This is a genomic window from Paenibacillus algicola, from assembly GCF_005577435.1.
Classification (GTDB): Bacteria; Bacillota; Bacilli; order Paenibacillales; family Paenibacillaceae; genus Paenibacillus_AQ; species Paenibacillus_AQ algicola.
Map to the genome: position 1 here is coordinate 3,985,001 of NZ_CP040396.1, position 26,065 is coordinate 4,011,065.

Consider the following 26,065-nt stretch of genomic DNA (forward strand, 5'->3'; position numbering starts at 1 on the left):
GTTCTACTCCGGCGACGGGGTGTATACCGATTCTTTAACGATGGAGCAGGCCCGGATGGATGATGTGATGGTCGCTGTTCTGCATGACGGCAAGCCTATACCGAGTCAGCTCGGAGGTCCGGTGCGTCTGGTCACGCCGCAGATGTACGCCTACAAGTCCGTCAAATGGCTCAACCGCATTGAGCTGATTGAAGGGGATTACTCCGGATATTGGGAGGTTCGCGGCTATGACAAGGACGCATGGATTCCGGATGCGAAGAAAAGCTGAGACTGTAACAGCGTGTGAACGACTCGCCATGCAAGCTTTTTTGGAAAATTAAGTGTTGTCTTTCGTGGAAAAAGGTCTTAAGGTTGTTCCTTAGGGCACACTCCACAGCAATGCTGAAATGATAGCCCATGTTAGGAGAGAACATCATGGCGGATAAGTCGCTGAAGCTGGCCAAGCCGGCACCCACTCCTGCTGCAGACCGCGGTGCGGGGCAGGAGACCGTGTACCGGATATTGCTCGCGATCAGCTTTGTACATTTGTTTAATGACTCGATTCAAGCGGTGATTCCGGCGATTTTTCCCATTCTGAAGGAGAACCTGCTGTTAACCTTCACGCAGATCGGCTGGATTTCATTTGCCATCAACTTCACATCCTCTATCATCCAGCCGGTAATCGGCTATGCCGCAGACCGCAAGCCACGGCCGATCCTGCTGCCGCTCGGAATGTGCTGTACCCTTGCCGGTGTCGGCATCCTTGCCTATGCGGGCTCGTACATATTGGTGCTGTTCGCGGTCATCCTGATCGGCCTCGGCTCGGCCACCTTCCATCCCGAGGGCATGAGAGTAGCTCATATGGCAGCAGGGATGCGCAAGGGCCTGTCCCAGTCCATCTTTCAGGTGGGCGGTAACGCCGGACAGTCATTGGCGCCGCTGCTGACACGGTTTATTTTTGTACCACTGGGTCAAAGCGGGGCGGTCTATTTCACCTTCATCGCTGCGGCCGGGGTCGCCGTGCAAAGCTATGTGGCCCGCTGGTACCGCTCCATGCTGGACGCCGGATACACCTTTACGAAGCGCGCCAAGGGCCGCCTTCTGGATCCGGCGCGCCGCCGCAGCATCCGTCATGCGACGCTGGTGCTCGTGCTGCTCGTATTCGTGCGCTCCTGGTACGGGGCTGCAATTAGCAGCTACTATGCGTTTTATCTGATGGACGCTTACCGGATCGGCCTGGATGATGCTCAAATTTACATCTTCCTGTTCCTTGCTGCCGGGGCGGTCGGCACCTTCTTTGGCGGACCGCTTGCCGACCGCTTCGGGCGCCGTAACCTGATTATGCTGTCCATGGTGGGCACAGCCCCTATCGCGCTGCTGCTGCCCTATGTATCCCTGTTCTGGGCAGGCGTGCTGCTTACGATCGGCGGCTTCATTCTGCTCTCCAGCTTCTCGGTCACTGTCGTGTATGCCCAGATGCTGCACCCTGGCAACATCGGGACGGTATCCGGCCTCATTACAGGCTTCGCTTTTGGCATGGGCGGGGTCGGCGCTCTCGCGCTCGGCAACCTGGGCGACGCCTGGGGCATCGGCAATGTGATGATCGCCGCCAGCTTCCTGCCGCTGCTGGGCCTGTTCTCGTTCCTGCTGCCCAAGGACCGGGTGATCGAGCAATGGTCTAAAGTGTAGCCTGCGTTAAGGCAGATCTAGGAAGACTGCCAGACGTCAAAAACACCGTCATCCCAGCACCTGAGTTCAGGTGCGGATACGGTGTTTTTTGATCCATCCGAATGGTTAGCCCTCGTTCAACAGCCGAACAAACTCTTCCTCATCCTCCAGCACAGAGATGCCGAGCTGTTTGGCTTTGGCCAGCTTGCTGCCGGCTTTCTCGCCTGCAATCAGCAGGTCTGTTTTCTTCGATACACTGCCGGTGACCTTGGCGCCCAGGGCCTCCAGCTTCTCCGTTGCCTCATCCCGGGTGAGCAGGTGCAGCGTACCGGTGAGCACGACGGTTTTGCCGCTGAAAAAGGAATCACTGCTGATCACAGCTGGCGCTTCCGGCGCCTTGGCCTGAACCCCGAGTGAGAGCATGCGCTCAATAGAGGCCTGGTTGAATGGATCGGCAAAATACCCTGCAATGGACTCTGCCACAATTCCGCCGACATCCGGCAGCTCCACCAGCTCCTCCGCGTCAGCCTCCATAATCCGGCTCAGGTCGCGGTAGTGGTCTGCCAGCATTTTGGTGGTCGATTTGCCCGTGTTCGGAATGCCTAGCGCATACAGGAAGGCGGCCAGATCGCGGCCTTTGCTGGCTTCCAGAGCATCCAGCAGGTTCTGGGCCTTCTTCTCCCCAAAGCGCTCCAGCTTGACCAGGCTGTCAAACTCCAGCGTATACAAATCTGCAGGCTCTTTGACTCCCAGCTCCTCATGCAGCTGAATAGCCGTCTTGTCGCTGAACGTCTCAATGTCCATCGCGTCCCGCGAAGCAAAATGCGAAATTCTCGCAATAATCTGCGGCTTGCAGCCTGACTTGTTATTGCAGAACAAGTGAGCCCCGCGCTGCTCCAGCGGAAAACCGCAGGAAGGACACTGCTCCGGATACTGAATCTCTTCCCCGTCATTCTCTTCTGTTACCTTGCCGAGAATTTCCGGAATGACATCGTTGGAGCGGCGAATGAACACACGCGTGCCCAGGGCGTACTTCAGATTCTTGCGCTCAATGTCGCCGACATTGTTCAGCGTACAGTTCTGTACCGTCACCCCAGCCAGCTCCACAGGCTCGACACGGGCGAGCGGCGTTACCTTGCCGGTGCGGCCTACGTTCCAGACAACAGACTCCAGGACGGTGGTCGTCTCCTCCGCCTCGAACTTGTAGGCCACGGCCCAGCGCGGAAATTTATCGGTGTAGCCAAGGATCTCCCGCGTGCGCATGTCCGTCAGCTTCATCACCGCGCCGTCGATCAGGTAGTCCAGGGAGGCGCGCTTGGCTTCAATGTCAGCTAACTGCTCCATGACATCGTCAAAGCTCTGGAAATAAAAAATATACGGATTCACTTTAAACCGATTCTCCCGCAGGAAATCCATCATATCCTTATGATCTTGAAAGCTTACGCCATCGGAATAGCCAACGTTATAGAAGTACGCGGTCAGCCGGCGCTCGGCAGTCACCTTCGGGTTCAGGTTCCGCAGCGCCCCGGCGGCGGCGTTCCGCGCATTCTTCAGCGGAACTGCCGCTGTCTGGTTATATTTCTCCAGCACCGACAGGTTCATAATGCCTTCACCCTGCACCTCAATCGTTCCGTCCGTAAATGGAATGTCCAGCGGCACGGAGCGAATGGTCTTAACCTGAGCGAGGATGCCTTCGCCCACGGCGCCGTTGCCACGGGTCGATGCCTGAACCAACTTACCGTCCGTGTAGGTCAAATTCAGAGTCAATCCGTCGAATTTCAGCTCCAGCGCATAGCCAGGCTTCGGCAGCGGGTTGGACGGGTTCTTGGCGTTGTAATCATCTATGAGCCGGACGACGCGCTCATGCCAGGTACGCAGCTGCTCAATATTTTGCGCCTTGTCCAGGCTCCACAGGGGGGCGAGATGGCGGTGGGGCGCAAAGCCTTTCAGGATCTCGCCTCCCACACGCTGGGTTGGAGAGTCCGGCAGCACGATTCCGCTCTCCTGCTCCAGAGATATTAAGCGATCATACATAGCGTCGTATTCCTTATCGCTGATGAGCGGCTCATCCAGGGTATAGTAATGGTAGTTATAGTTGTTCAGCTCCGCGATCAGCTTCTCCATCTGGTCCTTGGCATTCATGAACGGGGACATCCTCCTTGATAAAAAATGGCGCATGGCGGGGAAAGCCCTGCTCATGCAGCTAAGCGCTACTCCACCTTGGTGATGGGCGCAAAGCCGGCGAGCAGGCGCTTGACGCCAACCGGCGCTGGAAACGCAATCTGAAGCTCCGTATCATTGCCGCTGCCCTTCACGGACACAATGGTGCCGGTGCCCCACTTGCCATGGGCCACCTTGTCACCGGCCTGGAAGGCCCCGGCGCTGCTGGCGCCGGCTGCCGTGCGGGATACCGGTCCGTTCGTTACGGTAACGCGGCTGCTGGGAGAAGGTACGGCGGAGGCGGTCGAGCCGCCAAGAGACAGATCTCTTGTGCGGTCTGCCCCGAAGTTGCCGCCCCCGCTGCCGCTAAAGCCGCGGCCCGCATAAGAGCCGCCAGCCCCAGCACCCCGGCGGTAACGGTCACGGGCGATGTGCGTATCCTCCTTCAGCTCGTCCGGAATCTCGTCCAGAAAGCGGGAAGCCGGGTTCGCTGTCGTCCGCCCGAACAGAGTGCGCATCCGCGCACAGGACAGGAATAGCTGCTGCTCCGCCCGGGTAATTCCGACATAAGCCAGCCGGCGCTCTTCCTCCAGCTCCTCATTATCCATCAGGGCGCGGCTGTGCGGGAATACTCCCTCCTCCATACCAATGATAAATACCACCGGGAACTCCAGTCCCTTCGCACTGTGCATCGTCATCAGGACAACAGCATCACTGCGGTCCTCCTCGCCATCATTGTTCATGGAGTCAATATCTGCAATGAGTGCAAGATCGGTGAGGAAGGAGACGAGCGACTTGTCCTCATTGTTCTTCTCAAACTCCTGGGTTACCGACAGAAACTCGTCGATGTTCTCCAGGCGTGAGCGGGATTCAATCGTGTTCTCATTCTTCAGCTCGCTGCGGTAGCCGGACAGCTCCAGCATTTTCTCACTCAGCTCGGTCACCGACAGAAACTCCACCATCCGGTGCAGAGAAGCAATCATATCGTAGAATTCCACCAGCGCGTTCCGGGTACGCCCCGCAAAGCCGAGATCATCCACAACCTCCAGTGCCCGATACATGGAGACGCCCCGCTCCGTCGCTGCTGCCGCCAGCTTGCCTACCGTCGTATCCCCGATGCTTCGCTTCGGCACGTTAATAATCCGCGTCAGACTGACGTCATCGTCCGGGTTCGAGATGAGCCGCAGGTAGGCAAGCATGTCCTTGATCTCTTTTCGATCGTAGAACTTGATGCCGCCGACAATCTGATACGGAATGTCCGATTTAATCAGAATTTCCTCGATCACCCGGGACTGGGCGTTTGTACGGTACAAGATGGCGTGATCTTGATAGTTTTGGCCGTTTTTCACATTTTTATTGATTTCTGACGTGACAAAATAGCCCTCATCATGCTCTGTATCCCCGCGGAACACCTTGATCTTTGAGCCTTCGCCCTGATCCGTCCACAGATTCTTCGGCTTGCGCCCGGAGTTAAGCCCGATGACGCTGTTCGCCGCGCTCAGGATGTTCGACGTAGACCGGTAGTTCTGCTCCAGCATAATGGTGCGGGCCTCCGGATAGTCCTCTTCAAAATTCAGAATGTTGCTGATATCCGCGCCGCGCCACCGGTAAATCGACTGGTCACTGTCCCCCACCACGCAGATCCGGTGATGGCTGTCAGCCAGCATCCGGCACAGCATGTACTGCGCCCGGTTCGTATCCTGGTATTCGTCCACATGAATATATTTGAATTTACGCTGGTAGAAATCCAGCACCTCCGGCACTTCCTTAAACAGCTGAATGGTAGACATGATCAGGTCATCAAAATCGAGCGAGTTATTGCTCTTGAGGCGCTTCTGGTATTCTTTATACACCTTGGCGGTCATGCTCTCCAGATAATCCGCAGCCTTCTGCTCGTACTGCTGCGGCGTGATCAGCTCATTCTTGGCGGTGCTCATCATGGCCTGAATGGCCTTCGGCTCAAACTTCTTGGGATCGATATTCAGCTGCTTCATACAGCTGCGAATGACCGAAAGCTGGTCTGTAGAGTCCAGAATGCTGAAGTTGGACGTATAGCCGATCCGCTCAATGTCCTTGCGCAGAATGCGCACGCACATGGAGTGGAAGGTGGATACCCAAATATCTCTTCCTTCATTCCCGACCAATCGGGATACCCGCTCCTGCATTTCCCGAGCTGCTTTGTTCGTAAACGTGATCGCCAAAATACTCCATGGCGGTGCCTTGCGCGTAGCAATCAGATACGCAATACGGTGCGTCAGAACTCGCGTCTTGCCCGAGCCTGCACCCGCCATAATCAGCAGCGGTCCATCGGTAGATTCAACCGCCTGGCGCTGCGGGGGATTGAGGCGGCTAATGGCCTCGTGTATGTCAATCGGCTGCATGATACAAAAGCCTCCTATTCATCGTTGTCTCCAGCTGCGCACGGCGCAGCAGCATCAGGGTCGCTCCGGACTCCTCTATTCGGCAGTGCCTTTTACCGCTGCCACCGTGGACAGGGCCTGCTCCAAATCATCATATATAATATTGCCTACAATGACCGTATCGGCTGCGCTTGCAGCCTCTATAGCCTGTGACGGGCCTGTAATGCCGCCCCCGTAAAAAAGCCGCGCCTGCTCCAGTCCCCGGCGTACCCGGCGAACGGTATCCATCTCTCCAAAAATGCCGCTGTACTCCAGATACACGATCGGCAGCGACATGAGCTTGTCCGCAATCTGGGCATAAGCGGCTATTGCATCTTCCGTAAGGCTTGCCTTCGCTCCCGTCAGCTTCGCTACAGCAGCCTCCGGATTCAGCACAATATACCCTTCCGGCACCACAAGCTCCCACGGAATCATATAGCCGTAACGCTCAATGCCTTGGCGGTGGCGCTCCAGAATCCAGGTGACATCCTCGGTGTTCAGCACCATCGGTGTCAGGTACAGATCGAAGCCAGGCACTACAGCCTCCAGATCCGAGACCTCCTGCACACATGGCAGCTCAAACCGACGGACCCGGGACATCAAATCGACCGTGTTCTCGTAGGTTATGCCGGTCGAGCCGCCCACCATGATGGCATCACTGCCTGACATGCATAGGGCCTCCAGCGCCTCCTCCGAGAGCTCTTTCTCCGGATCCAGCTTAAACACATGCCTCCACGACTTGATTATGTCTTTCAAGCGTCATTCCTCCACGTTAACGGTTAACCTGCTAGAATAAGTCTATGACAGCATGAGTTGCAAGTCAATTTGATGTTCGTATATCATGCGAACATTTTTTGAAAATTGGGATTAACAAGGAAAGACCTGACGCTACTCCCTTTGAGGAGGCGTCAGGCCTGGTTTATCAAGTAAGCGAAAATGTGGATGACTGGCATTTCAAGAGCCGCCGCGGGACAGCCGGCTGCCGGACGCACTGAGGCGCTAGTAGGCATTCTTGAAGCCGTTGCGGATCGTGCGCAGAATGATTTTGACGTCAAAGAGAAGAGACCAGTTCTCGATGTAAAAGATATCGTGCTTGATCCGCTCCTCGATCGAGGTATCGCCCCGCAGTCCGTTGCTCTGTGCCCAGCCGGTAATGCCGGGCCGCACATGATGCTTCACCATGTACTTCGGCACGGCCTCCTTAAACTGCTCAACAAAATACGGCCGCTCGGGCCTTGGCCCCACCACGCTCATATGACCCATCAGCACATTGAAGAACTGCGGCAGCTCATCCAGGCTCGTCCGGCGCAGGAAAGAGCCCAGCTTCGTGCGCCGCGGGTCATTCTCCACCGTCCACCCGGTATCCTCCGCACCTTCCGGCAGCAGCTTCATAGAGCGGAATTTGTACATATGGAATGTACGCCGGTTCAGCCCCATCCGCTCCTGCTTGAAGATCGCGGGTCCCGGGGACGTCAGCTTGATGCCGGCATAAATGAGCACCATTACCGGCAGTGTCAGCAATATGGCCGCCAGCGAGAAGGCGATATCAAAGACACGCTTGAACAAGCGGTTGACCGCCAGGTCGAGCGGAATGTCCCGCACGTTAATGAGCGGCATCCCCGCGAAGTTATCGAACACCGGACGCGCCGGCAAAAAGTCGAAGAAATCCGGGATGATGAGCGTGCGCACGCCTGCTTTTTCACAGACCTCGATAATGCCGGGATATTTGTCATGCGCAAGCAGCGGAAGCGCGAGCACCACTTCATCCACGAGCTTCGCAGCCAGTACATGCTCCAGCTCCTCCACCGTGCCGAGAATCGGACTATACCTGCGCGCATCCAGCTCGCTCCACTGCTGGTAATCGTCCAGAAAGCCGACTACCTCGTAGCCGAGTGCGGGATGCTGGTTCAGGTTTTTGTAGAACCGCCGGCCCAGCGAGCCTGCCCCGATGATGAGCACAAACTGGCGGTTATAGCCTTTTTCGCGGAAATATTGAAGTGTCCTCTTCAGAATGTACCGGTACAGCGAGATGAACACTACGTTCAGCACCATATACAGCGCCAGATACATCCGGGAGATATCGACCTCCTTGAAGAAGAACATCAGGCTGAGCAGAACAAACATGCTGATGAAATGGGTTTTTATAATCTTAATGAATTCGTCGGCAAAGCGCTGCTTCCGCTTCGGAGAATAAAAGGACACCATGGAGCCCGCGATGACCGCCACCGCCCCAAACACGACGCTCCACCCGCCGTAAGTCTCGATCGGCAAAGGGTGCTCATACGGCAGCCAGCCGCTCTCGAACTTGATCCACCAGGCCAGCAGAAACGCCAGCTGTACGACGGCGAAATCCATCAGCATATATAATTTGGTCAGAAATCCTTGATTCCGCCGAATCACGATTCCACCTCCACGGCTGCAGGAGCCGGCGCAGCAGTCGTCACCGGGCGCAAGGCCGGGCGGGAGGGCTTCAAGCGGTTGAGAAGCAGGGAGAGCGTCATTTTGAGGCCGATGCCGAGATAGACCGCTCCGTTAATCCATAGATTATAGCGCTTGTGATAGTGCTTGCGGTGAAACAGCAGCATCGCCCGATGAAACTCGTAAATAATCTTGAACGACCGCCGGCGTGCACTGCCGCCCTTGTAATGCACAATCTGCGTACGCGGTGTGTAATGGATTCCCCAGCCCGCCGCCTTGATTCGGTAGCACCAGTCAATATCTTCCCCGTACATAAAAAAGGTCTCATCCAGGCCGCCCACCTGCTGAACCGTCTCCCGCCGCACGAGCATAAACGCCCCGACCAGGCAATCCACCGGATATTCCTGATCCGGGTCGAGATAGCCCAGCTGGTATTGGTTAAACTCCCGCTTTTGCGGAAACAGTCTGCCCAGACCCGACACATAATAGAAGGAAGCCGATGGCGTGGGAAACCCGCGCTTGCACGCTTTGTCCAGCCCGCCATCCGGCAGCACCACCTTACAGCCCGATGCCCCAAGGTCTGTGCGCTCTTCCATAAAGTCCAGCATGACCTGTAGCGTATCGTCCTGCACCAGCGTATCGGAGTTCAGCAGCAATAGATACCGCCCCTCGCTGATCTCCATCCCCTGATTATTGGCCTTCGCAAAGCCGGTATTCTCCCGGTTCTGAATCAGCGTGACCTGCGGGAACTGCTTCCGGATCACCGCTACGGAATCATCCTGCGAGTCGTTGTCGATCACAATGACCTCATAGGTGTACGCGGTGCGCGAAGCATAAACAGACTGCAGACAGTCCACGGTCAGCTGCCGGGTATTGTAATTTACGATAAGAATACTTAAATCGATCATGTAAAAACTCCTGACAAGTTTATCAATCTATCGACATTATAGCACAGGTAAAGCTGGAAGGGGGTGGTAGGATTGCTATCGTTTGAATAAAAAAAGTACATATCTATTTATTATAGCTTCCCTATCAGTACCATCAATTTGAACCATATATTCTCCAGTCCGGATTGCCGATATAGCTTGCTATGATGACTATAGCGGATACGTTCCGCAAGGCTAGACCGGGGTGCGATCCACTGCTGCAGTTCCTGCTTCATGTCATCAGAAAGCTGTGCTCCATAGATGATATGAAATTCCTTTGCCTGCTGGAGCAATAGATCCCGGCCAAAATGCTTTTTGAAGCTTCTCCACTTGTTTTTTAATCTGCCGCTGATCGTATTGCTGCCTCCTACCAGATTTCCGCCATGCTGTCGATATAGCATAGAGGGCTTATGATCATAAATAACATGGCCAAACGCGGAAATCATGATGTAGAACCACCAGTCATGCATAAGCAGTCTGGAAGGATTCGGATATGAATATTGCTGGCAGAGATGCCAGGCTTCTTTATTGAAGGTAATCGTCGCCCCAATCGCGATATTCTCATAAAGAGCATTGTAAAACGAAGGCTCACGTCGAGGAGGTTTCGGCCAAATCCCCTTCTCCCGAAGCTGTTCATCGACAAGCTGTACCGACGTAAACATCATGGCCGGGGTCCTGCAATTGACGCTCGACTCCAGCCTCTCCACCGCAGATTCCACTTTGTGGGGCAGCCACACGTCATCTTGGTCACAGAAGCAATAGTAATCTGCTGTTTCATCCGACATCTTCAGCAGCTCGAAAAAGCTGCCGATCACCCCGAGATTTCCCCCTTGCACCCAGGTAATCCGTCCTTGATATTGCTCGGCCAGCCGCTGAATCACCTTGAGGGTGCCATCGCTGGAACCGTCATCGCGGATGAGCAATGACACCTCGCGCCAGCTTTGCTCCATGACACTTTCTATTTGCTGCTGTATGTATCGTTCTCCGTTATAAGCGGACAAGAGAACCTGTACTTTTCGGGCCACGCGGCTCCCTCCCCGGTATGGTATGGTATGTATCAATCCAAAAAAGCCCAGTCATACAGACCAGGCTCCATAATGCTGTATTTAATTCAAGTATAGTTCAGGGTCATGCTGCATGGCTAGCAGGAACCGTCTGAGTCCCTCCCGCCAAGGGGGCAGGTCCTTAAAGCCGTTGGTCCTTATCGACATATGCTCCAGCACTGAATGAGCCGGACGCGGAGCCGGTCTTGGAAATTGAGCCGTGGTGCACGGCTCAAGGCGGGCTGTCACAGGCCAGTGAAGCTGCTCCGCCGCGTCTTCCAGAATCGCCTGCGTAAACTCATACCACGTGCAGGCCCCGCTGTTCGTAGCGTGATAGATCCCGTATTTCTCTGTCTGAGATAACTCCAACAAAAAGGCGGCTAGATCTACCGTATACGTAGGAGAGCCCTTCTGGTCGTCTACGACTTGCAGTACCGGCTTGTCACGGGTAAGCTTCAGCATCGTTTTGACAAAGTTCGCTCCGTGAAGGCCAAACACCCAGGATGTTCGCACAATAAACCATCTGGAGCATAGCGACTGGGTAAGCCGTTCCCCGGCGTGTTTGGTTTGGCCGTACACACTTTCCGGGCTTACCGCATCATATTCATAATAGGGGACGTTACCTTTGCCATCAAACACATAATCCGTACTAATGTATATCAGCTTTGCTCCCGCCTGCTCTGATGACACCGCCAGATTCCGGGTTCCAACCGCATTCACAAGATAAGCCCCGTAGATGTCACTCTCCGCAGCATCGACTGCGGTATATGCCGCGCAATGAACTATGCAATCCGGCTGAAACGCAGTCATGACCCGCTGGCACTGATCCAGATTGGTAATATCCAGCTCCTTGCGTCCACATGCCAACACGTCATGGCCTGCTTCTTCATAAGCGGCTACCACATCTCGGCCCAGCTGTCCCCCGGCGCCGGTGACCAGCACCCTCATGGAGCGTCTCCGAAGCGATCGCCGTATTGCTTGTTAACATATTCCCGATAAGCACCCGACTGGATGCGGGTCCACCATTCCTGGTGATTCAGATACCATTGAATGGTTTCCTGAATGCCTGTCTCGAAATGGTGCTTGGGCTTCCAGCCCAGCTCCCGGGTGATTTTGGCGGGATCGATGCCATAGCGGCGGTCATGACCCGGACGATCTGTAACGTACGTAATGAGAGACTCGGGCTTCCCCAGCTCCTGCAAAATGGTTTTTACAATATGCAGATTGGTCCGCTCGTTATTGCCGCCGATGTTATATACTTCACCGTTCACGCCATCATGGATAACGAGGTCAATCGCACTGCAGTGGTCTTCCACATACAGCCAGTCCCGAATATTCAGGCCATCACCGTAGATCGGAAGAGCTTCATCCTTTAACGCCCGGGAAATGATTAACGGTATCAGCTTCTCCGGGAATTGAAACGGTCCGTAGTTATTGGAGCAGCGGGTAATATTTATAGGTAAGCCGAACGTTTCGTGATATGCACGAACCAGCAGGTCGCCGCCCGCCTTGCTTGCGGAATACGGGCTGTTGGGAGCAAGGGGGGTGGTCTCCGTGAACAAGCCTGTTTCGCCTAAGGAGCCGTACACCTCATCCGTGGAAACCTGGACGAACTTCGTCACTCCATACTGCTTCGCTGCATCCAGCAGCACCTGAGTACCCAGAACGTTGGTATTCACAAAAATCTCCGGCTCCAGAATACTCCGGTCTACGTGAGATTCTGCTGCAAAATTGACGACCACATCGATACCTTGCTGAAAGACGCGGTCTACCTCTTCCATGTCTGCAATATCTCCCTGGACGAAGGTATAGTTCGGGTTATTTTCAATAGATTTCAGGTTCTCTAGATTTCCGGCATACGTTAAAGCATCCATGTTGACAATCTCATAGCCCGGATGCTCTTTCAGCATATACATCACAAAGTTACTGCCAATAAACCCGGCCCCGCCGGTAACCATAAGTTTCATGTGCCTGTTGGCCTCCTACTCAAAATTCATTTCCGCATCCTTCAGCAGCGGGTGCTTCTGATCCTTCTCCGAAAGAATGGGCTGCGAAGTAGGCCAGTCAATGCCTAAAGCCGGATCATTCCATACTATGCCGCGGTCATGCTCGGGAGAATAATATTCATCTACCTTATAGAGCACCTGTGTATTCGGCACGATTGTGCAGAAGCCGTGAGCAAAGCCCTTGGGCACCAGAAGCTGGCGCTTGTTGGCTTCGGATAAAGTGACCCCGACCCATTGACCAAACGTAGGAGAGCTTTTGCGGATATCTACGACTACATCATAGATCGCTCCGGTTAAGACACGGATGAGCTTCGTCTGTGCTTTCGGCTCCAGCTGATAATGCAGCCCCCGCAGCACTCCCGGCTCCGCAGACAGTGAATGGTTATCTTGAATAAAGTGATGCGTGATACCGTGCTTGTGGAACAATGACTCGTTGTAGCTTTCCATGAAAAAGCCCCGGTTGTCGCCGTGGACAACCGGTTCAAGCAGAGTAACGCCTTTTAAGGTTAGAGGAGTCATTTTCATCATATCATACTCCTTGATTGTTAAAGTTTAAGCTTCCCAAACTCTTCACCGAATACAATATCTTTGGCCAACTCGTTGGCCCGAGCCAATGAAGCATGAGTTCCTGCATCCGACCACCAGCCAGGCAGAATGTCAAACGTAAGCTCTCCTCGTTTAATATATGCATTGTTTACATCGGTGATCTCCAGTTCGCCTCTCGCAGATGGTTTTAGAGTATGTATAATATCAAACACATGATGATCAAACATGTAAATCCCTGTTACAGCGTAGCTGGATTTAGGCTGCAGCGGCTTCTCCTCAATCGAGAGAATCTGATTGTCGTCCAATTCCGGGACACCAAACCGAGTAGGATCTGCGACCTCTTGAATGAGAATTTTTGCTCCCTGCCGCTGTTTCCGAAAGTTATCTACATAGGTAGAAATATCGTTTGAGAAAACATTATCCCCGAGTATTACAACAACCTGGTCTTGTCCAACAAATTCTTTAGCTAAACTGAGTGCCTGAGCGATCCCGCCCGCCTCATCCTGAACCTTGTAGGTGAATGTAACACCAAAATCCTTACCGCTGCCAAGCAGGTTCACGACATCGCCCATGTGGTCTTTGCCCGTAACCACGAGGATATCGGTTAATCCAGCTTGCTTGAGTTTAGCAACCGGGTGAAAGACCATCGGGTACATACCAACTGGAAGCAGATGTTTGTTGGTTACTTTAGTTAGTGGAAACAGTCGTGAGCCTGTGCCGCCGGCTAGGATGATGGCTTTCATAGGTGTATCTCCCTTTAATTTTCAATTCGTATTAGTAGTAAAATAGTTGGCTTTTTCTAAGCTTATGAAAAGTTATTAATAATGTTATGAAACCTATTAAGTTCAAACTAAAAATAATAGGGGAATTTAAGAAAGAGTTTTTAAATGTACCAATAAATCTTTTAAAATAACTTTGATCAACTAATATTGTATCCGTTTGAAATTGAACATCAGAGTTTGTTGAGTACCAGTATTCTTCACTTTCATTGATTAAATCAAATTCCACTTTTAAATTTTTCGAATCATTGGAAGCAGCAATGGTTTCTAAATCTAATTCAATTGACTGTTGGGCAAGACCAATTGAATTAATGTTGAACGGGAACCTTTCCCCTTCCCACAACAATTCATTATCATTCGTATCATAAATATGATATGAGAGATATGTTTTATTGTTGTACAGTTCTTTATCTTGAAATTTGATTGTTAGATCAACTGAGAACCTTAGCGAAAACTGTTCTTCTTCCGTATTCACTTCAATCTTCACTGTGTTATCAGGTTTCGCCATTATAGAACCACCATTAGCAATTACAATAAAAAAAATGGTCAATAAAAGAAAGGGTTTTCTCATAATATTCACCTGACAGTTTCCTTGAAAACATCACTGTATTGTTTAGATACCTTATTCCAATCGCGATTATTAAATTTGTTATATAGTTGTTTCTGTGAGTAATATAGTTGATCTTTATTTTCCAATCCCCATATTATTTTTTGTGCAATGGCTTGGGGACTAAAAGGGTTGAACAGCATCATTTTTTTTAACAAGTTATCCTCTATTTCGCTTCTAACTACAGGAATATCACTCATTATTGATGGAGTACCTACGGAATACGCTTCTGAAAAAGTAAATGGAAATCCTCCTTCAAACAAAGTTGGATTAACCGCAAGACTAGCCAAGCAGTTAAACGCAGCTAATAAATTTGATGGAATATCGTGCATGACTATAATTTCATTTTCCATATTATTAGATCGTATATAATCCGCTATAAAAGCATCTTGGTAGATATCAGCAGTTATAATTAATTTAAAATTCCTCTGATATTCTCTATTAGCTATTTTAACAGCTTGTATAAGATTAAATATATTTTTGTGTGGGCGATTCTGAGAAGAATAAATCAGACAATCAAAGTCTTCCAAATCCGCATTATAAAAAATATGACTCGGACCATGATTAACATTTACGTGATTACTGATAATTTGTTTTGCATGTTCTCTGATTGTGATGAATTTCTCAGTTGATTTCGGCACTTTTAAATGCTCTGACATATCTACATTAGCATGCTTTATGACAATGATTTTATCAGGATCCACTCCGGATTTTTTTATTAAATGCTGCTCTTTTACATACTCGCTATAAGTTATTATTTTGTCCGAAGAAGAAATACTTTCTCTTAACCGTCTATGAATATCTCCTACACCTGAAAATTGGGTAGGAAAGTCATAAAATACAATATCAGGAGCAGCTAAAATTTTTCTACACTTAATATATTGAATCTGAGGCCAAGCCATGGATGGAATATAACAAGAAGTTATATCCTTCCTACCATTAATTAATGTTGTTAATCTAATTAATTCATTGTCTAGCACATTTTGATATATTCTGCCTTGAGCTCCAACTATAGCTTTTTTCAGTATCCTTATGGGGGATTTAAAAGCGAAACTCTTTCCTAAACTAATTGTTTTTTTTGTGGTAAGTTTAAATACTCGTATAATAAAGTATACTATTGTCGGCAATAAAATAAGCGGAGTAGCCACCATGCATACCATAAATAAAAACAAAGTTTTTAAAATTAATTGCGCACCGAACGGAGTACTCAAATAATTAGTCAATATTATTTTGAATAACTTCTTGAAATTATTTTCTAACTTCAACAAAGTTAATGATCGTTTTTTTGGGGATCTCCTTTTTTTTACGAAGTCCCTCAATTTAACCCCCATTGGTATATGCTTAGTTGAGATCATTTCTAACGAGTGGCAATCTATAGCGTGCTCTTTCATCAAATCCTCAATTTCCTTCTCCAACCATTTGGGATAAAACACCGCAATGTTGCTACTTTCGCTTCCCTTAATTATAAAAGCCAGTAGTCTCCCTATCCCATGAATAGTAAGTTGATCCCCAGGATAGAAGCCTAAAAAAATACCTGTTTTCTTCATAATAGCTCCTTCCACATCTTTAAAACATCTTGTGAATAAGAAGAATTAATAGCTTCTAGCTCATTTCGACTACTGTCGAGAGATATAATCTCAAATAATTCATTAGAGATTTTATTGTGATTATAATCAAATTTTTTAAATGTTGGATACTTATAAATCGGATCATCACAGTTAAAGAGTTCATTAATTACAATGGGCTTAGCAAAGTATACAGCCTTTCTAACCTTGAAAATTATATTTTGGACATAATATGGTATTATAATTTTCTTGCAATTCATTATCAGAGTGTTATATTCTGAATATTTTAGATTAGCGAATACTTTAACTTTGTTTTTTAATAATGGCAACTTTTGAATAAACGCATTTAAATTATTTACGAGTTCTTGGTTTTCTTTTGTGAGAGGTCCATTTAAATGTATATATATCTTCGGTCCGTTTTCTTGAAACTTATAAAAGTCTATAATACTATCCAGGATGTGATCTATGCTTAATGGGTATTTCATGTCTGACTCAATAAGAATATAATTTGAACTCTCAAATTTATTCATATTGAAATGACTTGGGTATTTTAAGGGAATCACAAACACTTTATCGCGTGAAATACCAAGATATTTAGTTAGATCATGTTTTGTTTTCTCCGTATTTGTAATTAAAAATGAAGCACGTTTATAATTCATAATTCTATCGTGAGACAACGCACTATAAAATCTATCCCCAATATCTTGAACATATAGCCCATATCTTTTAACTTGGCCTATAACTCCTTCTATTTTATCTTCCATAAATATCCAAAACTCCGCATCGATATTATTCTGAATATGATCAACAGGTATTATATATTGGTCTGACCAAAGTGGTTCCTTTTTGAACATTAACTCTAAAGTTTCTGATACATCGCTTCTTAACATTGTTCTAAAATTATATTGTCTAACGTCTAAATTATATTCATTAACAGGAAGCATTTCAGATATGTCATACAATTCTCTAGGTGTATTTATAATTAGTTTACTTGATGGATCGACTTCTTCCAAATGGCTATTCAGAGTCAATATAAATTGTATATAGTCGTCAATATGCTGACCAACACCAGTAGGAACAAAGATTGCTATTTTTTTAGACGTTGAAATATCCTTTAATTTGTTTACGGACTCAAGTATTGGAAAAAAGTTTTCAATCCATTTATTCTTATTAAACACGTGAGAAAATTTATATAATATACTTTTTTGATCCTCACAGATTTTACTTATTAATACTTCATCTCCACTCATAATTCTGTTTATTTTTCTTTTGGCTTCTGCCACATCAGTACATCTACCTGCTTGTCTTTCATTGCCTAGTGTACTTAGTAATCCTCCCTCAAGATAAACTACAGGCATACCAGCAATCATAGCTTCTAGCGGATGATAATGCACGTGTCTAGGATACGTAGAGTGATAGAACATAACTTTACATTCTTTAAAGAGATTATTAAGTTCTTCTCTTTCTAGGAATCCCGTCACCCTGCTATCGTTCACTGGCACAGGTTGATTACCTGCTATAATATAGTCGAATGTTTTAAAATTTTCTTTGAATTCTTTGTATATCTTCTCTGATTCTTCATATCCTTTTATTCTACTGCAAAAGAAGAGCAACTTTTCTCTGTTACCGACCCACTCATTTTTGATACTGTAGAACTCACTAGGTAATCCTAAGGGTAAAAATAGTGATCGCTCTTTGTAAATCCCTGACTCATTATCCGATATATTATCGTAGCATTGAGAAAACCAATATCGATCCTTAATTTCTTCTAATCTATATAAAAAATTATCACCTAGAACTTGCTTGGTGATATCTACATAACTGTTATCTTTCCCTAAGCCGAAGGCTCTGGTTAGAATAACACCATTAAAGTTATTCACGACTTTATTTATTGCATAAAAATCAAACATTACAAATGCTAAGTCAAAATATTGATTGAGAATACTCTTAATATTCAGAGGCATTTCAAAATGATCATAGAAGTTGAATTCATTTAGTTGTTTGATAGCATCTTTTGGAATACTAAGTGTATGATCGTAATCATAAGTTATTGAACCACTTGCTTTCAATATTTCTATTGGCACCTTTTTTGGAGTGTAAATTTCCACTCCTAATTCTTGAAGTAATGGAAGTTCAAATTTACTTAATGTTTCATGGTTCAATATCCAGAGCACTCTTTTTTTCACTTTAGGACCTCCAACTTCTAGTTAAGGGAGAAATGGTTGCTGTTATAATGATGTACTATTTCATCAGGATCACCATCAGCTATTATTCTACCGTGTTCCATTAATATAATTCTCGTACAAATTTCCTGTATTGTCGTTAAGTCATGCGAAACAAAAACTAAAATTTTAGCTGTGTCCATCAGATCTCCCATTCTCTTTTTAGCTTTTTTGTGAAAAGCCGCATCGCCTGCTGCTATAACTTCATCAAGCAGTAAAATCTCACCTGCAACAGAAGTAGATATTGAAAATGCTAATCTGACAAGCATGCCCGACGAGTAGGAACGAATAGGATAGTCAATAAAATCTCCGAGTTCGGCAAAATCAATAATTTCTTGTTCTTTCTCCTTTATCGTTTTAGGGGTTTCTCCTAATAAGAGTCCTCGGTACATGATGTTCTCTCTACCTGATGACTCTAGATCAAAACCTAAACTTAAATCAAATAACGAACGGATCTCACCTCTTATATCTCGAATTCCATCTTTAATAGGATAGATTCCAGCAATTGTTTTTAATAAAGTGCTCTTCCCCGCGCCATTGTGACCTATAATGCCGACTTTTTCGCCTTCTTTAATATTTAAATTAAAGTTTTTCAGTGCATGAACGTCCTCTAATTTCTCCTTTTTCTTCTGTAACTTTAAGAAAGAAAAAACCTCTTGTTTCAACGTAGTGGCATTATATATATGCGAGGGATAGTAAAGATTAACGTTTTCCATTTTAATATAACAATTATCCATGTTTAACTTCCCTTTTATAAATAGAATATAACTTTAGTACTGTTTCTAGAATTAACTACTATCGCTACAAGGGTCAGAATTAAAATCGAACCAATAGTGAATAGGTAGTCACTGACTGAAGGCATTATTCCATATAGAAATGGATTTCTGATTAAATTCAATATGTGAGTTATAGGGTTCATATAAAAGGCTGCCTCTAGCGCTGGGCTAGAGGTAAACATCTCCTTTTTAAAAAAAACTGGTGAAACATACCATGTAGCTTGTATGACTAAAGCCATCACTTGTGGGTAATCCCTGTACTTAGCGTTGGTATAACCTGCAATCGTTGTAATCGCCCAGGAAAGACAAAAATAAAGTAAAATCGTTATAGGCATTGTAAGTATTCCCAAAATTACGTTCTCCACATTTTTAAACAGAACCCAGCCGGCAAGAGAAATCATAGCAATTACAAATGAGATTGTATATACAAGTGCCGTTTTTAATGTGTATATTGTTACAGGATGATTAAATTGTCGTATATATTGCTCTCCGGCCATAATGGAGTGACCTCCACCAATAAAAGATGAACTAATTAATTCCCATACGATTAAGCCTGATAGTACATAAGGCGCATAATCTGAAAACTCCATCTTAAAGACAACACCAAACACTGTAGACATGAGCAACGTCAAGAGTAGGGGATTTATAAAGGTCCATAGAATTCCTAATTTTGAACGTCTGAACTTGTTCTTCAGTTCTGCTCTAACAAGATGAGACCAAAAGTATCTAGTTTTATAAATCTTTCCTATATACTTACGCAATATATTATTCCTCCGTACAAGCTGCTCTGCAGCTACGCATTATATCCATTACAATGGTGTACAATTCTGTTACAGATATAGTTTATCTCCTCATTTGTAAGCATAGCATTAGTAGGTATATTGAACCCTCTGGAGGATACTCTATCCGCCACAGGATAAGTTTTTTCTTCGTAATAAGGAGGCATCTGATGCATAGGGTAGAACAAAGGCCTAGTCTCTATACCATCGTCCTCCAGTAACTGCATTATTTCATCCCGCTCAAGCTTTACTTTATCCGTTAATAACACAGAAACCATCCAGTATGAATGTCTAGCCCAATCCATCTCTGGCTGCAGAGTAAATAATTCTTTGTAGTTTGATAGCTGATCAATATAGAGATCTGAGACCCTTCTTCGTTGTTCCAGATGCCATGCAATGTTCTCCAGTTGACCCAGCCCCACAGCTGCTTGGAGATTGGTCATACGATAGTTATAGCCTACTACGTCAAACCAATACCTTCGATTAGGATCCATTCCCTGCCCTCTTAAGAGACGCATTTTGCCAGCCAACTCACTGTCATTTGTCGTGATCATGCCGCCTTCACCAGTAGATATAATCTTATTACCAAAAAAACTAAATGTGCCTACATCACCTATGGATCCAACCACTTGGCCATTACATTCTGCTCCATGAGCTTCAGCCGCATCTTCAATGACAAACAAATTGTGCTTCTTAGCAATGTCCATTACAGGTTTCATGTCTACAGGATGACCGTACAAATGAACTACTATGATCCCCTTTGTCTTCTCTGTAATTTTCTCTTCGATTTTATGAGGATCGATGTTCCAAGTATCCTCCTCACTATCTACAAGAACGGGTTTTGCCCCACAGTATTTTATAGCATTTGCAGTAGCGATATAAGTGAAAGTAGGGATAATAATTTCATCGTCAGGCTGCACTCCGTAAGCAACCAACGGCAGATGTAGCGCTACAGTACCATTGGCGCATGAGATTGCATGTTTTACCCCACAATACTCGGCAAATTGTCTCTCGAACTCATTTACATATTTTCCATTTGCAGAAATCCACCCAGTGTCAATGCAATCAATTACATACTCTCTCTCATTTCCGTTTAAAACCGGTCCTGCCAAAGGAATTCTTTTCACTGCCTTCATCACTTATTCATCCTTTGTTATTTGATTTTCTTTGCGGGCACTCCCACTGCAGTTGTGTATGGATTTATATCTTTAATTACTACTGCTCCCGCTCCTAGGACTGACCATTCACCAATTAATCTCTCGGGTAATATGCTACTTTTCATCCCCACAAACGCTCCTTCTCCAACCACCACACCGCCAGCCAATGAAGCTCCTGGGCCTACATGGCAGTGTGAGTTAAGGACACAGTCATGATCAACACCAGCCAAGGTATTAACAATCACATTATCATGCAACACTGCACTAGGATTTATTACTGAGCCAGGACAAATTACAACACCTTGTCCTAGTGATGCATGGGGTGATACGTAGGCTTTTTTGCTAATAACATTTATGGGCCTCAAACCCACCTTGCTTAAGCTTTGATATATCTTCTTTCTAAGAGAGTTATCTCCAATTGCAACGATAAATGAATCTACGTCTCTCAAAGTAGTCATCATTGAATCATCTCCGAGATAGGGCACCCCAAGCAGGCTTTCCCCCTTAAAATCAAGGGATGTAAATCCCAGAATCTCATGGAATTCGGCATTTTCTTGAAGAATATCAATTACAACCTTGGCATGGCCTCCGCCGCCCACTACTACTACCTTTTCTCGAGCCATCGCTAACCTCGTTCCACTCTTTGTACATGTACTCGCCAATAATTTAAAAGGTCTCTCATCGTCTCACTTAGTTCATACTTTTGAGTCCATCCAGTCTCCTGAATTAACTTTGAGTTATCCCCTATTCTTATCGTGATATCCTTTAACCTGGTTTTATAAGGATCTACATAAATCTCCCAATCATTATATTTTGTTTCCATAAGCAAGTAATCCAGGAGGACCGAAATCGGCTTAGCTTTCATAGACGAAACATTATAGACATTCCCTGAGCTGCCATACCTCATTAGAAGCAGATATGCATCTATAACATCCCTTACATCGAGAAAGTCTCTTTGTAAGTGGATGTTACCTACCCTCACTTCGCGTCTCCCGCTGCGCTCACACTCTGCTACCTGTTTAGCAAAGTCAGAACTCACATAGTTTGCAGACTGGTATGGACCTGTGTGATTAAAAGGTCTCGCTCTTATAATATTTAAGTTATAGGTGAGTACATACTGTTGACTGATGATATCAGCACAGGCCTTTGCTCCTGCATAAGGATTTTTGGGACGTAACAAATCAGATTCGTTAAATGGATGCGTACTGTCCGCTCCATAAACTTCAGCTGATCCTACATACAAGATTTTAGAGGCCAAACCCAACCTCTTAACAGCCTCATATAAGTTTAATGTTCCGCCTGCAATAATATTGTATACATCTATAGGGTTCTCGTAAGACTGTGGTACGTAAGCCGGTCCTGCCATATGATATATCTCATCTGGATTAATCTCTCTTAACAGGATTTCAAGCTTATCGGCATCTCTTATGTCACAGTGATAAAATTTAATTTCGTTATTTGAAGGCTGGGAGCGAGATATTCCATACACCTCATAATTCTGATCTAACAAAGCTTTACTCAAGTGAGTCCCTACAAAACCGCTCACCCCAGTTATTAGGGCTTTCACTCACACATCACTTCCCTAGAACGTTATACTGACTTTTATACTGTCTAATTCTCTCCATATCTTGATCAACCATAAGATGCACTAATTCTTTAAACGTAGTTTTTTGCGGATTCCATCCAAGCTTCTCTATAGATTTAGATGGATCACCCAGTAACAAGTCAACTTCAGCGGCTCTAAAGAATTTGGGATCTGTTACAACATAATCTTGATACGACAATCCTACATGGCTAAATGCCAATTCACAGAACTCTTTAACCGAGTGTACTTCTCCTGTTGCAATTACATAATCATCTGCTTCTTTTTGTTGAAGCATTAGCCACATGCATTCAACATAGTCTTTAGCGTAGCCCCAATCTCTTAATGCATCAAGATTCCCCAGCCTTAGTTCGCTCTGCAGCCCTAACTTTATTCGCGCTACTGCGTCAGAAATCTTTCGAGTAACGAATTCGATACCACGACGCGGAGATTCATGATTGAAGAGGATTCCTGAGCATGTAAACATATCATAGCTCTCACGATAATTAACAGTCATCCAATGTCCATAAACCTTCGCTACTCCATATGGGCTTCGAGGATAGAACGGAGTTGTTTCTTTTTGTGGGGTCTCTACTACTTTACCGAACATCTCACTACTTGAAGCTTGATAAAATTTCGCATCAGGCTTGACGATCCTCACAGATTCTAGCATATTTGTGACACTTAGAGCGGTTACCTGACCTGTTATAATCGGTTGATTCCATGAGGTTCCTACAAATGATTGGGCACCTAAGTTGTAAACCTCATCAGGGTTTGAGACTTGCACAGCACGTACCAAAGAACTCAAATCTAATAGATCGCCTTCAATTAACTCAATCTCATTCTCAATATGTTTAATATTCTCCAAAATTGGTACACTCGTTCTTCTTCTTACGCCATAAACTTTATAACCCTTCTCTAGCAGCAACTCAGCCAGGTAAGATCCATCTTGTCCAGTTATTCCAGTGATTAATGCTTTTTTAGTCATTTTCAACGTTCTCCTTCTCGATAAACCTATAAATAGTGTTCAAGCTTTTGTACTTTTAGTTCCTTGATAAGTGATTTAATTTCTTGTGCCTTATCCTTTTTACATATAAGGGTTACATCATCTGTCTCCACAATGATTAAATCCTCCACACCAAGAGTAGCTATCAACTTTCCATTACTCTCGATAATACAACGCTGCGTGTCTATACTTAGTGTATTCCCCCTTATAACATTTCCACTGTCGTCCAGGTTTCCAATTCTTTCAAGTGCAGTCCAACTCCCAACATCATCCCATCCAAAAACACACGGAATTACATATATATCATGAGCCTTTTCCATTATTCCATAATCAATTGATTGATCAGGCATTTTAGGAAACTCTGCACGAATGACATCATTCCTCTCATTTGTTTGAAACCCGGATTTCATAGTTTCTAAGATATCGTGCATTTCTGGCATTAAATCTTTAATATATTTTCTTAAAACATCTACTCTCCAAACAAAAATACCACTATTCCAGTAATAATTTCCAGATTTAACATAAGTGAGTGCTTTATCCTCACTAGGCTTTTCTACAAACTGATTCACTTTGTAAACTCTTAAATTATTCATTTCAATTGTCTCGTTAGTGCTCTCAATGTATCCGTAACCAGTTTCAGGATATGTAGGAGTTATACCTAAAGTGACCAAATTTCCTCCGAGTTGACTAACAGAAACAGCGGTTTTTAAGATTTCAATAAATTCAGTCTCATCTTTGATGATATGATCTGAGGGTAATACAATCATTGAACTACCTCGGTATTTTTCTTCAATGATAATTGATGCTAGACCGACACAAGGAGCTGTGTTACGTCCAATCGGTTCAATTATAATATTTTCAAATGGCAGCGCGGGTATTTGTGCTTTAATTAACTCAGCATATAATTCGTTTGTTATAACGAAGATTTGATCAATTGGAATAAAGTTTTGAAGTCTGTCTATACACTGCTGTATCATCGATTTATTGCCTGATATATTTAAAAATTGTTTAGGTAAATTTGTCCGGCTTTTTGGCCAAAAGCGTTCCCCTTTACCGCCAGCCATTATTAAACAGGTTGTCTTCATATTCCCCCCCCAAACTTCCACTTACCGATATATTTCAGTCTTTTACTTATTTCTTGACCAACAGAACTTGGTGAGTAATACTTTTTTATGAATGTTTGACCTTCGCTACCAATATCAGTATAAAACTTATTATCATCCACCAGTTTCTTCATAAACTCGCTAGCATGGTTAATGTCTGGTTCGGCCCAGTATTGATATGCCTTATAAGGCCCAAAATCTCTAGTAGGATGAACCAAGGTATATTTCACTAGACAAGAATTGTCATAATTCATAAAATCGGTAGTTGATGACCAATTCGTTCCGATAGCAGGTTTGCCTAAATACATAGCTTCAGCCAATCCCAAGCCAAACCCTTCGCTCCTGTGCAGCGATATGAAACTATCACAAACATTCAAAAGTGCATTCACGTCATTTCTACTTAGAGTTTCGTTGATTATATAAATATTTCTGTAACCCTCAATCATACTTTTTAACTTCAAAAATTCATTGGACTTAGATCTATAGCTATTCACTTTTATTACGAGGCCTACTGACATATCATCGGGCTCAAATGAAATTTTGAAAGCATTTATGGAGGCCTCAGGATTTTTTCTTTCTTGATAGCTTCTGACGTCATACATCGTTAGAAAAAGAAAAGAATTCTCGGGTAAATCATAATATTTCCTATCTCTATATTCTTTTATTGTCACCTCAATAGAATGCGGAATTTTGATAACTGGAACAGGGCTTTTGATTGCAAGTGCTTGAGCTACAAAAGTGGATGGCGCCCATATTTCATCGACATACTGAAAACTGTCTGTCCAATCCTCCGGAAAATCAGGGAGCTCCCAGTGCCAAACGCCTATATTATATCTATCTTTAAATAACAAATCATTGTAACGCACATTTAGTTCGGGCATCTGCTCAGCGTTGATATGAAAAACATTAATTTTATAAATCGGATATTTAATTTCCTTTGATAACCATGTCAAATCTTCCATTCTAGCACTACTAGTTCCTTGAAAATTAATAATCCCAAAAGGTATGCCCGCAGCTGATATACTATTAGCAGCTATCCGACAGGATTCTCCTATCCCCATCTCAGCTCTAGAGTAGCCAATGAGATTAATACCCTCAATCATTGGGCTATTGGGTAATAAATTTGATGCTCTATGACCTCCAGAGCTTGTAGTTGATAAGAAAAATTTTTTTAGCTTTTTTTTTCCTTTATCCGACAAAATAACTGAAGTAATTGGCTTAACAATTGGAATCATTCGATAAATAAATCGTATAATTGCTTTTCTTATCTCTAACACCACCATGGATTCTTTTAATAAGCACACACGATTAACCCTAAATCCTAGTACCATTTTAACACCTATG

General features: G+C 45.5%; 23 protein-coding genes (1 of these 23 only partly in view). 2 read left to right on the forward strand and 21 right to left on the reverse strand.

The window, feature by feature from the left end:
* Together E6C60_RS18700 and E6C60_RS18705 are read left to right on the forward strand one after the other, a co-directional pair.
* Nucleotides 1–268: the end of a molybdopterin-dependent oxidoreductase gene (locus E6C60_RS18700; protein ID WP_138227183.1), read on the forward strand. 1,004 nt of this gene lie to the left of the window's left edge; the window shows 268 of its 1,272 coding nt (coding positions 1,005–1,272); the start codon falls outside the window, past its left edge; it ends in the stop codon at nt 266–268.
* A gap of 146 nt (nt 269–414) precedes the next feature.
* On the forward strand, nt 415–1,668 hold the full coding sequence (locus E6C60_RS18705; protein WP_138227184.1) for an MFS transporter: 1,254 nt from the start codon (nt 415–417) through the stop codon (nt 1,666–1,668).
* Between the two features lie 105 nt (nt 1,669–1,773).
* Here the strand turns inward: E6C60_RS18705 and ligA are convergent, their stop codons facing one another.
* The 21 genes from ligA to E6C60_RS18810 form a co-directional block, all read right to left on the reverse strand.
* Entirely contained in the window at nt 1,774–3,789 is a 2,016-nt protein-coding gene (gene ligA / locus E6C60_RS18710; protein WP_138227185.1) for an NAD-dependent DNA ligase LigA, read from the reverse strand.
* Nucleotides 3,790–3,857: 68 nt separating this feature from the next.
* The gene (pcrA, locus tag E6C60_RS18715) at nt 3,858–6,188 is read right to left on the reverse strand and encodes a DNA helicase PcrA (protein ID WP_138227186.1); all 2,331 of its coding nucleotides are present in this window, start codon (nt 6,186–6,188) and stop codon (nt 3,858–3,860) included.
* Nucleotides 6,189–6,263: 75 nt separating this feature from the next.
* The gene (gene pcrB, locus E6C60_RS18720; protein ID WP_138227187.1) at nt 6,264–6,962 is read right to left on the reverse strand and encodes a heptaprenylglyceryl phosphate synthase; all 699 of its coding nucleotides are present in this window, start codon (nt 6,960–6,962) and stop codon (nt 6,264–6,266) included.
* A gap of 243 nt (nt 6,963–7,205) precedes the next feature.
* Nucleotides 7,206–8,606: an undecaprenyl-phosphate glucose phosphotransferase gene (locus E6C60_RS18725; protein WP_138227188.1), complete on the reverse strand. Its 1,401-nt coding sequence runs from the start codon at nt 8,604–8,606 to the stop codon at nt 7,206–7,208.
* On the reverse strand, nt 8,603–9,529 hold the full coding sequence (locus E6C60_RS18730; protein ID WP_138227892.1) for a glycosyltransferase family 2 protein: 927 nt from the start codon (nt 9,527–9,529) through the stop codon (nt 8,603–8,605). The genes E6C60_RS18725 and E6C60_RS18730 overlap by 4 nt, the downstream gene beginning before the upstream one ends.
* 113 nt (nt 9,530–9,642) lie before the next feature.
* Complete coding sequence (locus E6C60_RS18735; RefSeq protein WP_138227189.1) at nt 9,643–10,575, reverse strand: glycosyltransferase family 2 protein; 933 nt, start codon at nt 10,573–10,575, stop codon at nt 9,643–9,645.
* 81 nt (nt 10,576–10,656) lie between these two features.
* Nucleotides 10,657–11,541 carry a dTDP-4-dehydrorhamnose reductase gene (gene rfbD / locus E6C60_RS18740; protein WP_138227190.1) on the reverse strand — a complete coding sequence of 295 codons (885 nt, stop codon included), beginning with the start codon at nt 11,539–11,541 and terminating at the stop codon, nt 10,657–10,659.
* Complete coding sequence (rfbB, locus tag E6C60_RS18745) at nt 11,538–12,560, reverse strand: dTDP-glucose 4,6-dehydratase (RefSeq protein ID WP_138227191.1); 1,023 nt, start codon at nt 12,558–12,560, stop codon at nt 11,538–11,540. The genes rfbD and rfbB overlap by 4 nt, the downstream gene beginning before the upstream one ends.
* Before the next feature lie 15 nt (nt 12,561–12,575).
* Nucleotides 12,576–13,124 (reverse strand): dTDP-4-dehydrorhamnose 3,5-epimerase, encoded by a 549-nt coding sequence (gene rfbC / locus E6C60_RS18750; protein ID WP_138227893.1) that lies wholly within the window; start codon nt 13,122–13,124, stop codon nt 12,576–12,578.
* Nucleotides 13,125–13,144: 20 nt separating this feature from the next.
* Nucleotides 13,145–13,888 (reverse strand): sugar phosphate nucleotidyltransferase, encoded by a 744-nt coding sequence (locus tag E6C60_RS18755; RefSeq protein WP_138227192.1) that lies wholly within the window; start codon nt 13,886–13,888, stop codon nt 13,145–13,147.
* A 31-nt stretch (nt 13,889–13,919) separates the two neighbouring features.
* Nucleotides 13,920–14,504 (reverse strand): hypothetical protein, encoded by a 585-nt coding sequence (locus E6C60_RS18760; protein WP_175415360.1) that lies wholly within the window; start codon nt 14,502–14,504, stop codon nt 13,920–13,922.
* A complete protein-coding gene (locus E6C60_RS18765; RefSeq protein ID WP_138227194.1) occupies nt 14,501–16,078 on the reverse strand; it encodes a glycosyltransferase in 1,578 nt (525 codons plus the stop codon). Before E6C60_RS18765 ends, E6C60_RS18760 begins: the two co-directional genes overlap by 4 nt.
* On the reverse strand, nt 16,075–18,282 hold the full coding sequence (locus E6C60_RS18770; protein ID WP_138227195.1) for a glycosyltransferase family protein: 2,208 nt from the start codon (nt 18,280–18,282) through the stop codon (nt 16,075–16,077). The genes E6C60_RS18765 and E6C60_RS18770 overlap by 4 nt, the downstream gene beginning before the upstream one ends.
* 17 nt (nt 18,283–18,299) lie before the next feature.
* The gene (locus E6C60_RS18775; protein ID WP_217496351.1) at nt 18,300–19,034 is read right to left on the reverse strand and encodes an ABC transporter ATP-binding protein; all 735 of its coding nucleotides are present in this window, start codon (nt 19,032–19,034) and stop codon (nt 18,300–18,302) included.
* A 35-nt stretch (nt 19,035–19,069) separates the two neighbouring features.
* Nucleotides 19,070–19,855 carry an ABC transporter permease gene (locus tag E6C60_RS18780; protein WP_138227197.1) on the reverse strand — a complete coding sequence of 262 codons (786 nt, stop codon included), beginning with the start codon at nt 19,853–19,855 and terminating at the stop codon, nt 19,070–19,072.
* Nucleotides 19,856–19,887: 32 nt separating this feature from the next.
* Nucleotides 19,888–21,009: a DegT/DnrJ/EryC1/StrS family aminotransferase gene (locus tag E6C60_RS18785; RefSeq protein ID WP_138227198.1), complete on the reverse strand. Its 1,122-nt coding sequence runs from the start codon at nt 21,007–21,009 to the stop codon at nt 19,888–19,890.
* Nucleotides 21,010–21,026: 17 nt separating this feature from the next.
* Nucleotides 21,027–21,653: an acetyltransferase gene (locus E6C60_RS18790; protein ID WP_138227199.1), complete on the reverse strand. Its 627-nt coding sequence runs from the start codon at nt 21,651–21,653 to the stop codon at nt 21,027–21,029.
* A 2-nt stretch (nt 21,654–21,655) separates the two neighbouring features.
* On the reverse strand, nt 21,656–22,597 hold the full coding sequence (locus E6C60_RS18795) for a GDP-mannose 4,6-dehydratase (RefSeq protein ID WP_138227200.1): 942 nt from the start codon (nt 22,595–22,597) through the stop codon (nt 21,656–21,658).
* A gap of 7 nt (nt 22,598–22,604) precedes the next feature.
* A complete protein-coding gene (gene gmd, locus E6C60_RS18800) occupies nt 22,605–23,600 on the reverse strand; it encodes a GDP-mannose 4,6-dehydratase (protein ID WP_138227201.1) in 996 nt (331 codons plus the stop codon).
* Nucleotides 23,601–23,626: 26 nt separating this feature from the next.
* Nucleotides 23,627–24,703, reverse strand: coding sequence for a mannose-1-phosphate guanylyltransferase (locus E6C60_RS18805; protein WP_138227202.1), 1,077 nt, complete (start codon nt 24,701–24,703; stop codon nt 23,627–23,629).
* A complete protein-coding gene (locus E6C60_RS18810) occupies nt 24,700–26,004 on the reverse strand; it encodes a glycosyltransferase (protein ID WP_138227203.1) in 1,305 nt (434 codons plus the stop codon). Before E6C60_RS18810 ends, E6C60_RS18805 begins: the two co-directional genes overlap by 4 nt.
* Nucleotides 26,005–26,065 lie beyond the last annotated feature (61 nt).

What these genes read in the sequence shown, in the direction of transcription:
- E6C60_RS18805 (WP_138227202.1), bottom strand. Translation starts at nt 24,703, where the DNA reads ATGAAGACAACCTGTTTAATAATGGCTGGCGGTAAAGGGGAACGCTTT.
- E6C60_RS18790 (WP_138227199.1), bottom strand. Translation starts at nt 21,653, where the DNA reads ATGGCTCGAGAAAAGGTAGTAGTAGTGGGCGGCGGAGGCCATGCCAAG.
- rfbC (WP_138227893.1), bottom strand. Translation starts at nt 13,124, where the DNA reads ATGAAAATGACTCCTCTAACCTTAAAAGGCGTTACTCTGCTTGAACCG.
- pcrA (WP_138227186.1), bottom strand. Translation starts at nt 6,188, where the DNA reads ATGCAGCCGATTGACATACACGAGGCCATTAGCCGCCTCAATCCCCCG.
- gmd (WP_138227201.1), bottom strand. Translation starts at nt 23,600, where the DNA reads ATGACTAAAAAAGCATTAATCACTGGAATAACTGGACAAGATGGATCT.
- E6C60_RS18785 (WP_138227198.1), bottom strand. Translation starts at nt 21,009, where the DNA reads ATGAAGGCAGTGAAAAGAATTCCTTTGGCAGGACCGGTTTTAAACGGA.
- E6C60_RS18810 (WP_138227203.1), bottom strand. Translation starts at nt 26,004, where the DNA reads ATGGTGGTGTTAGAGATAAGAAAAGCAATTATACGATTTATTTATCGA.
- rfbD (WP_138227190.1), bottom strand. Translation starts at nt 11,541, where the DNA reads ATGAGGGTGCTGGTCACCGGCGCCGGGGGACAGCTGGGCCGAGATGTG.
- E6C60_RS18755 (WP_138227192.1), bottom strand. Translation starts at nt 13,888, where the DNA reads ATGAAAGCCATCATCCTAGCCGGCGGCACAGGCTCACGACTGTTTCCA.
- E6C60_RS18775 (WP_217496351.1), bottom strand. Translation starts at nt 19,034, where the DNA reads ATGGAAAACGTTAATCTTTACTATCCCTCGCATATATATAATGCCACT.
- E6C60_RS18705 (WP_138227184.1), top strand. Translation starts at nt 415, where the DNA reads ATGGCGGATAAGTCGCTGAAGCTGGCCAAGCCGGCACCCACTCCTGCT.
- rfbB (WP_138227191.1), bottom strand. Translation starts at nt 12,560, where the DNA reads ATGAAACTTATGGTTACCGGCGGGGCCGGGTTTATTGGCAGTAACTTT.
- ligA (WP_138227185.1), bottom strand. Translation starts at nt 3,789, where the DNA reads ATGAATGCCAAGGACCAGATGGAGAAGCTGATCGCGGAGCTGAACAAC.
- E6C60_RS18765 (WP_138227194.1), bottom strand. Translation starts at nt 16,078, where the DNA reads ATGAAGAAAACAGGTATTTTTTTAGGCTTCTATCCTGGGGATCAACTT.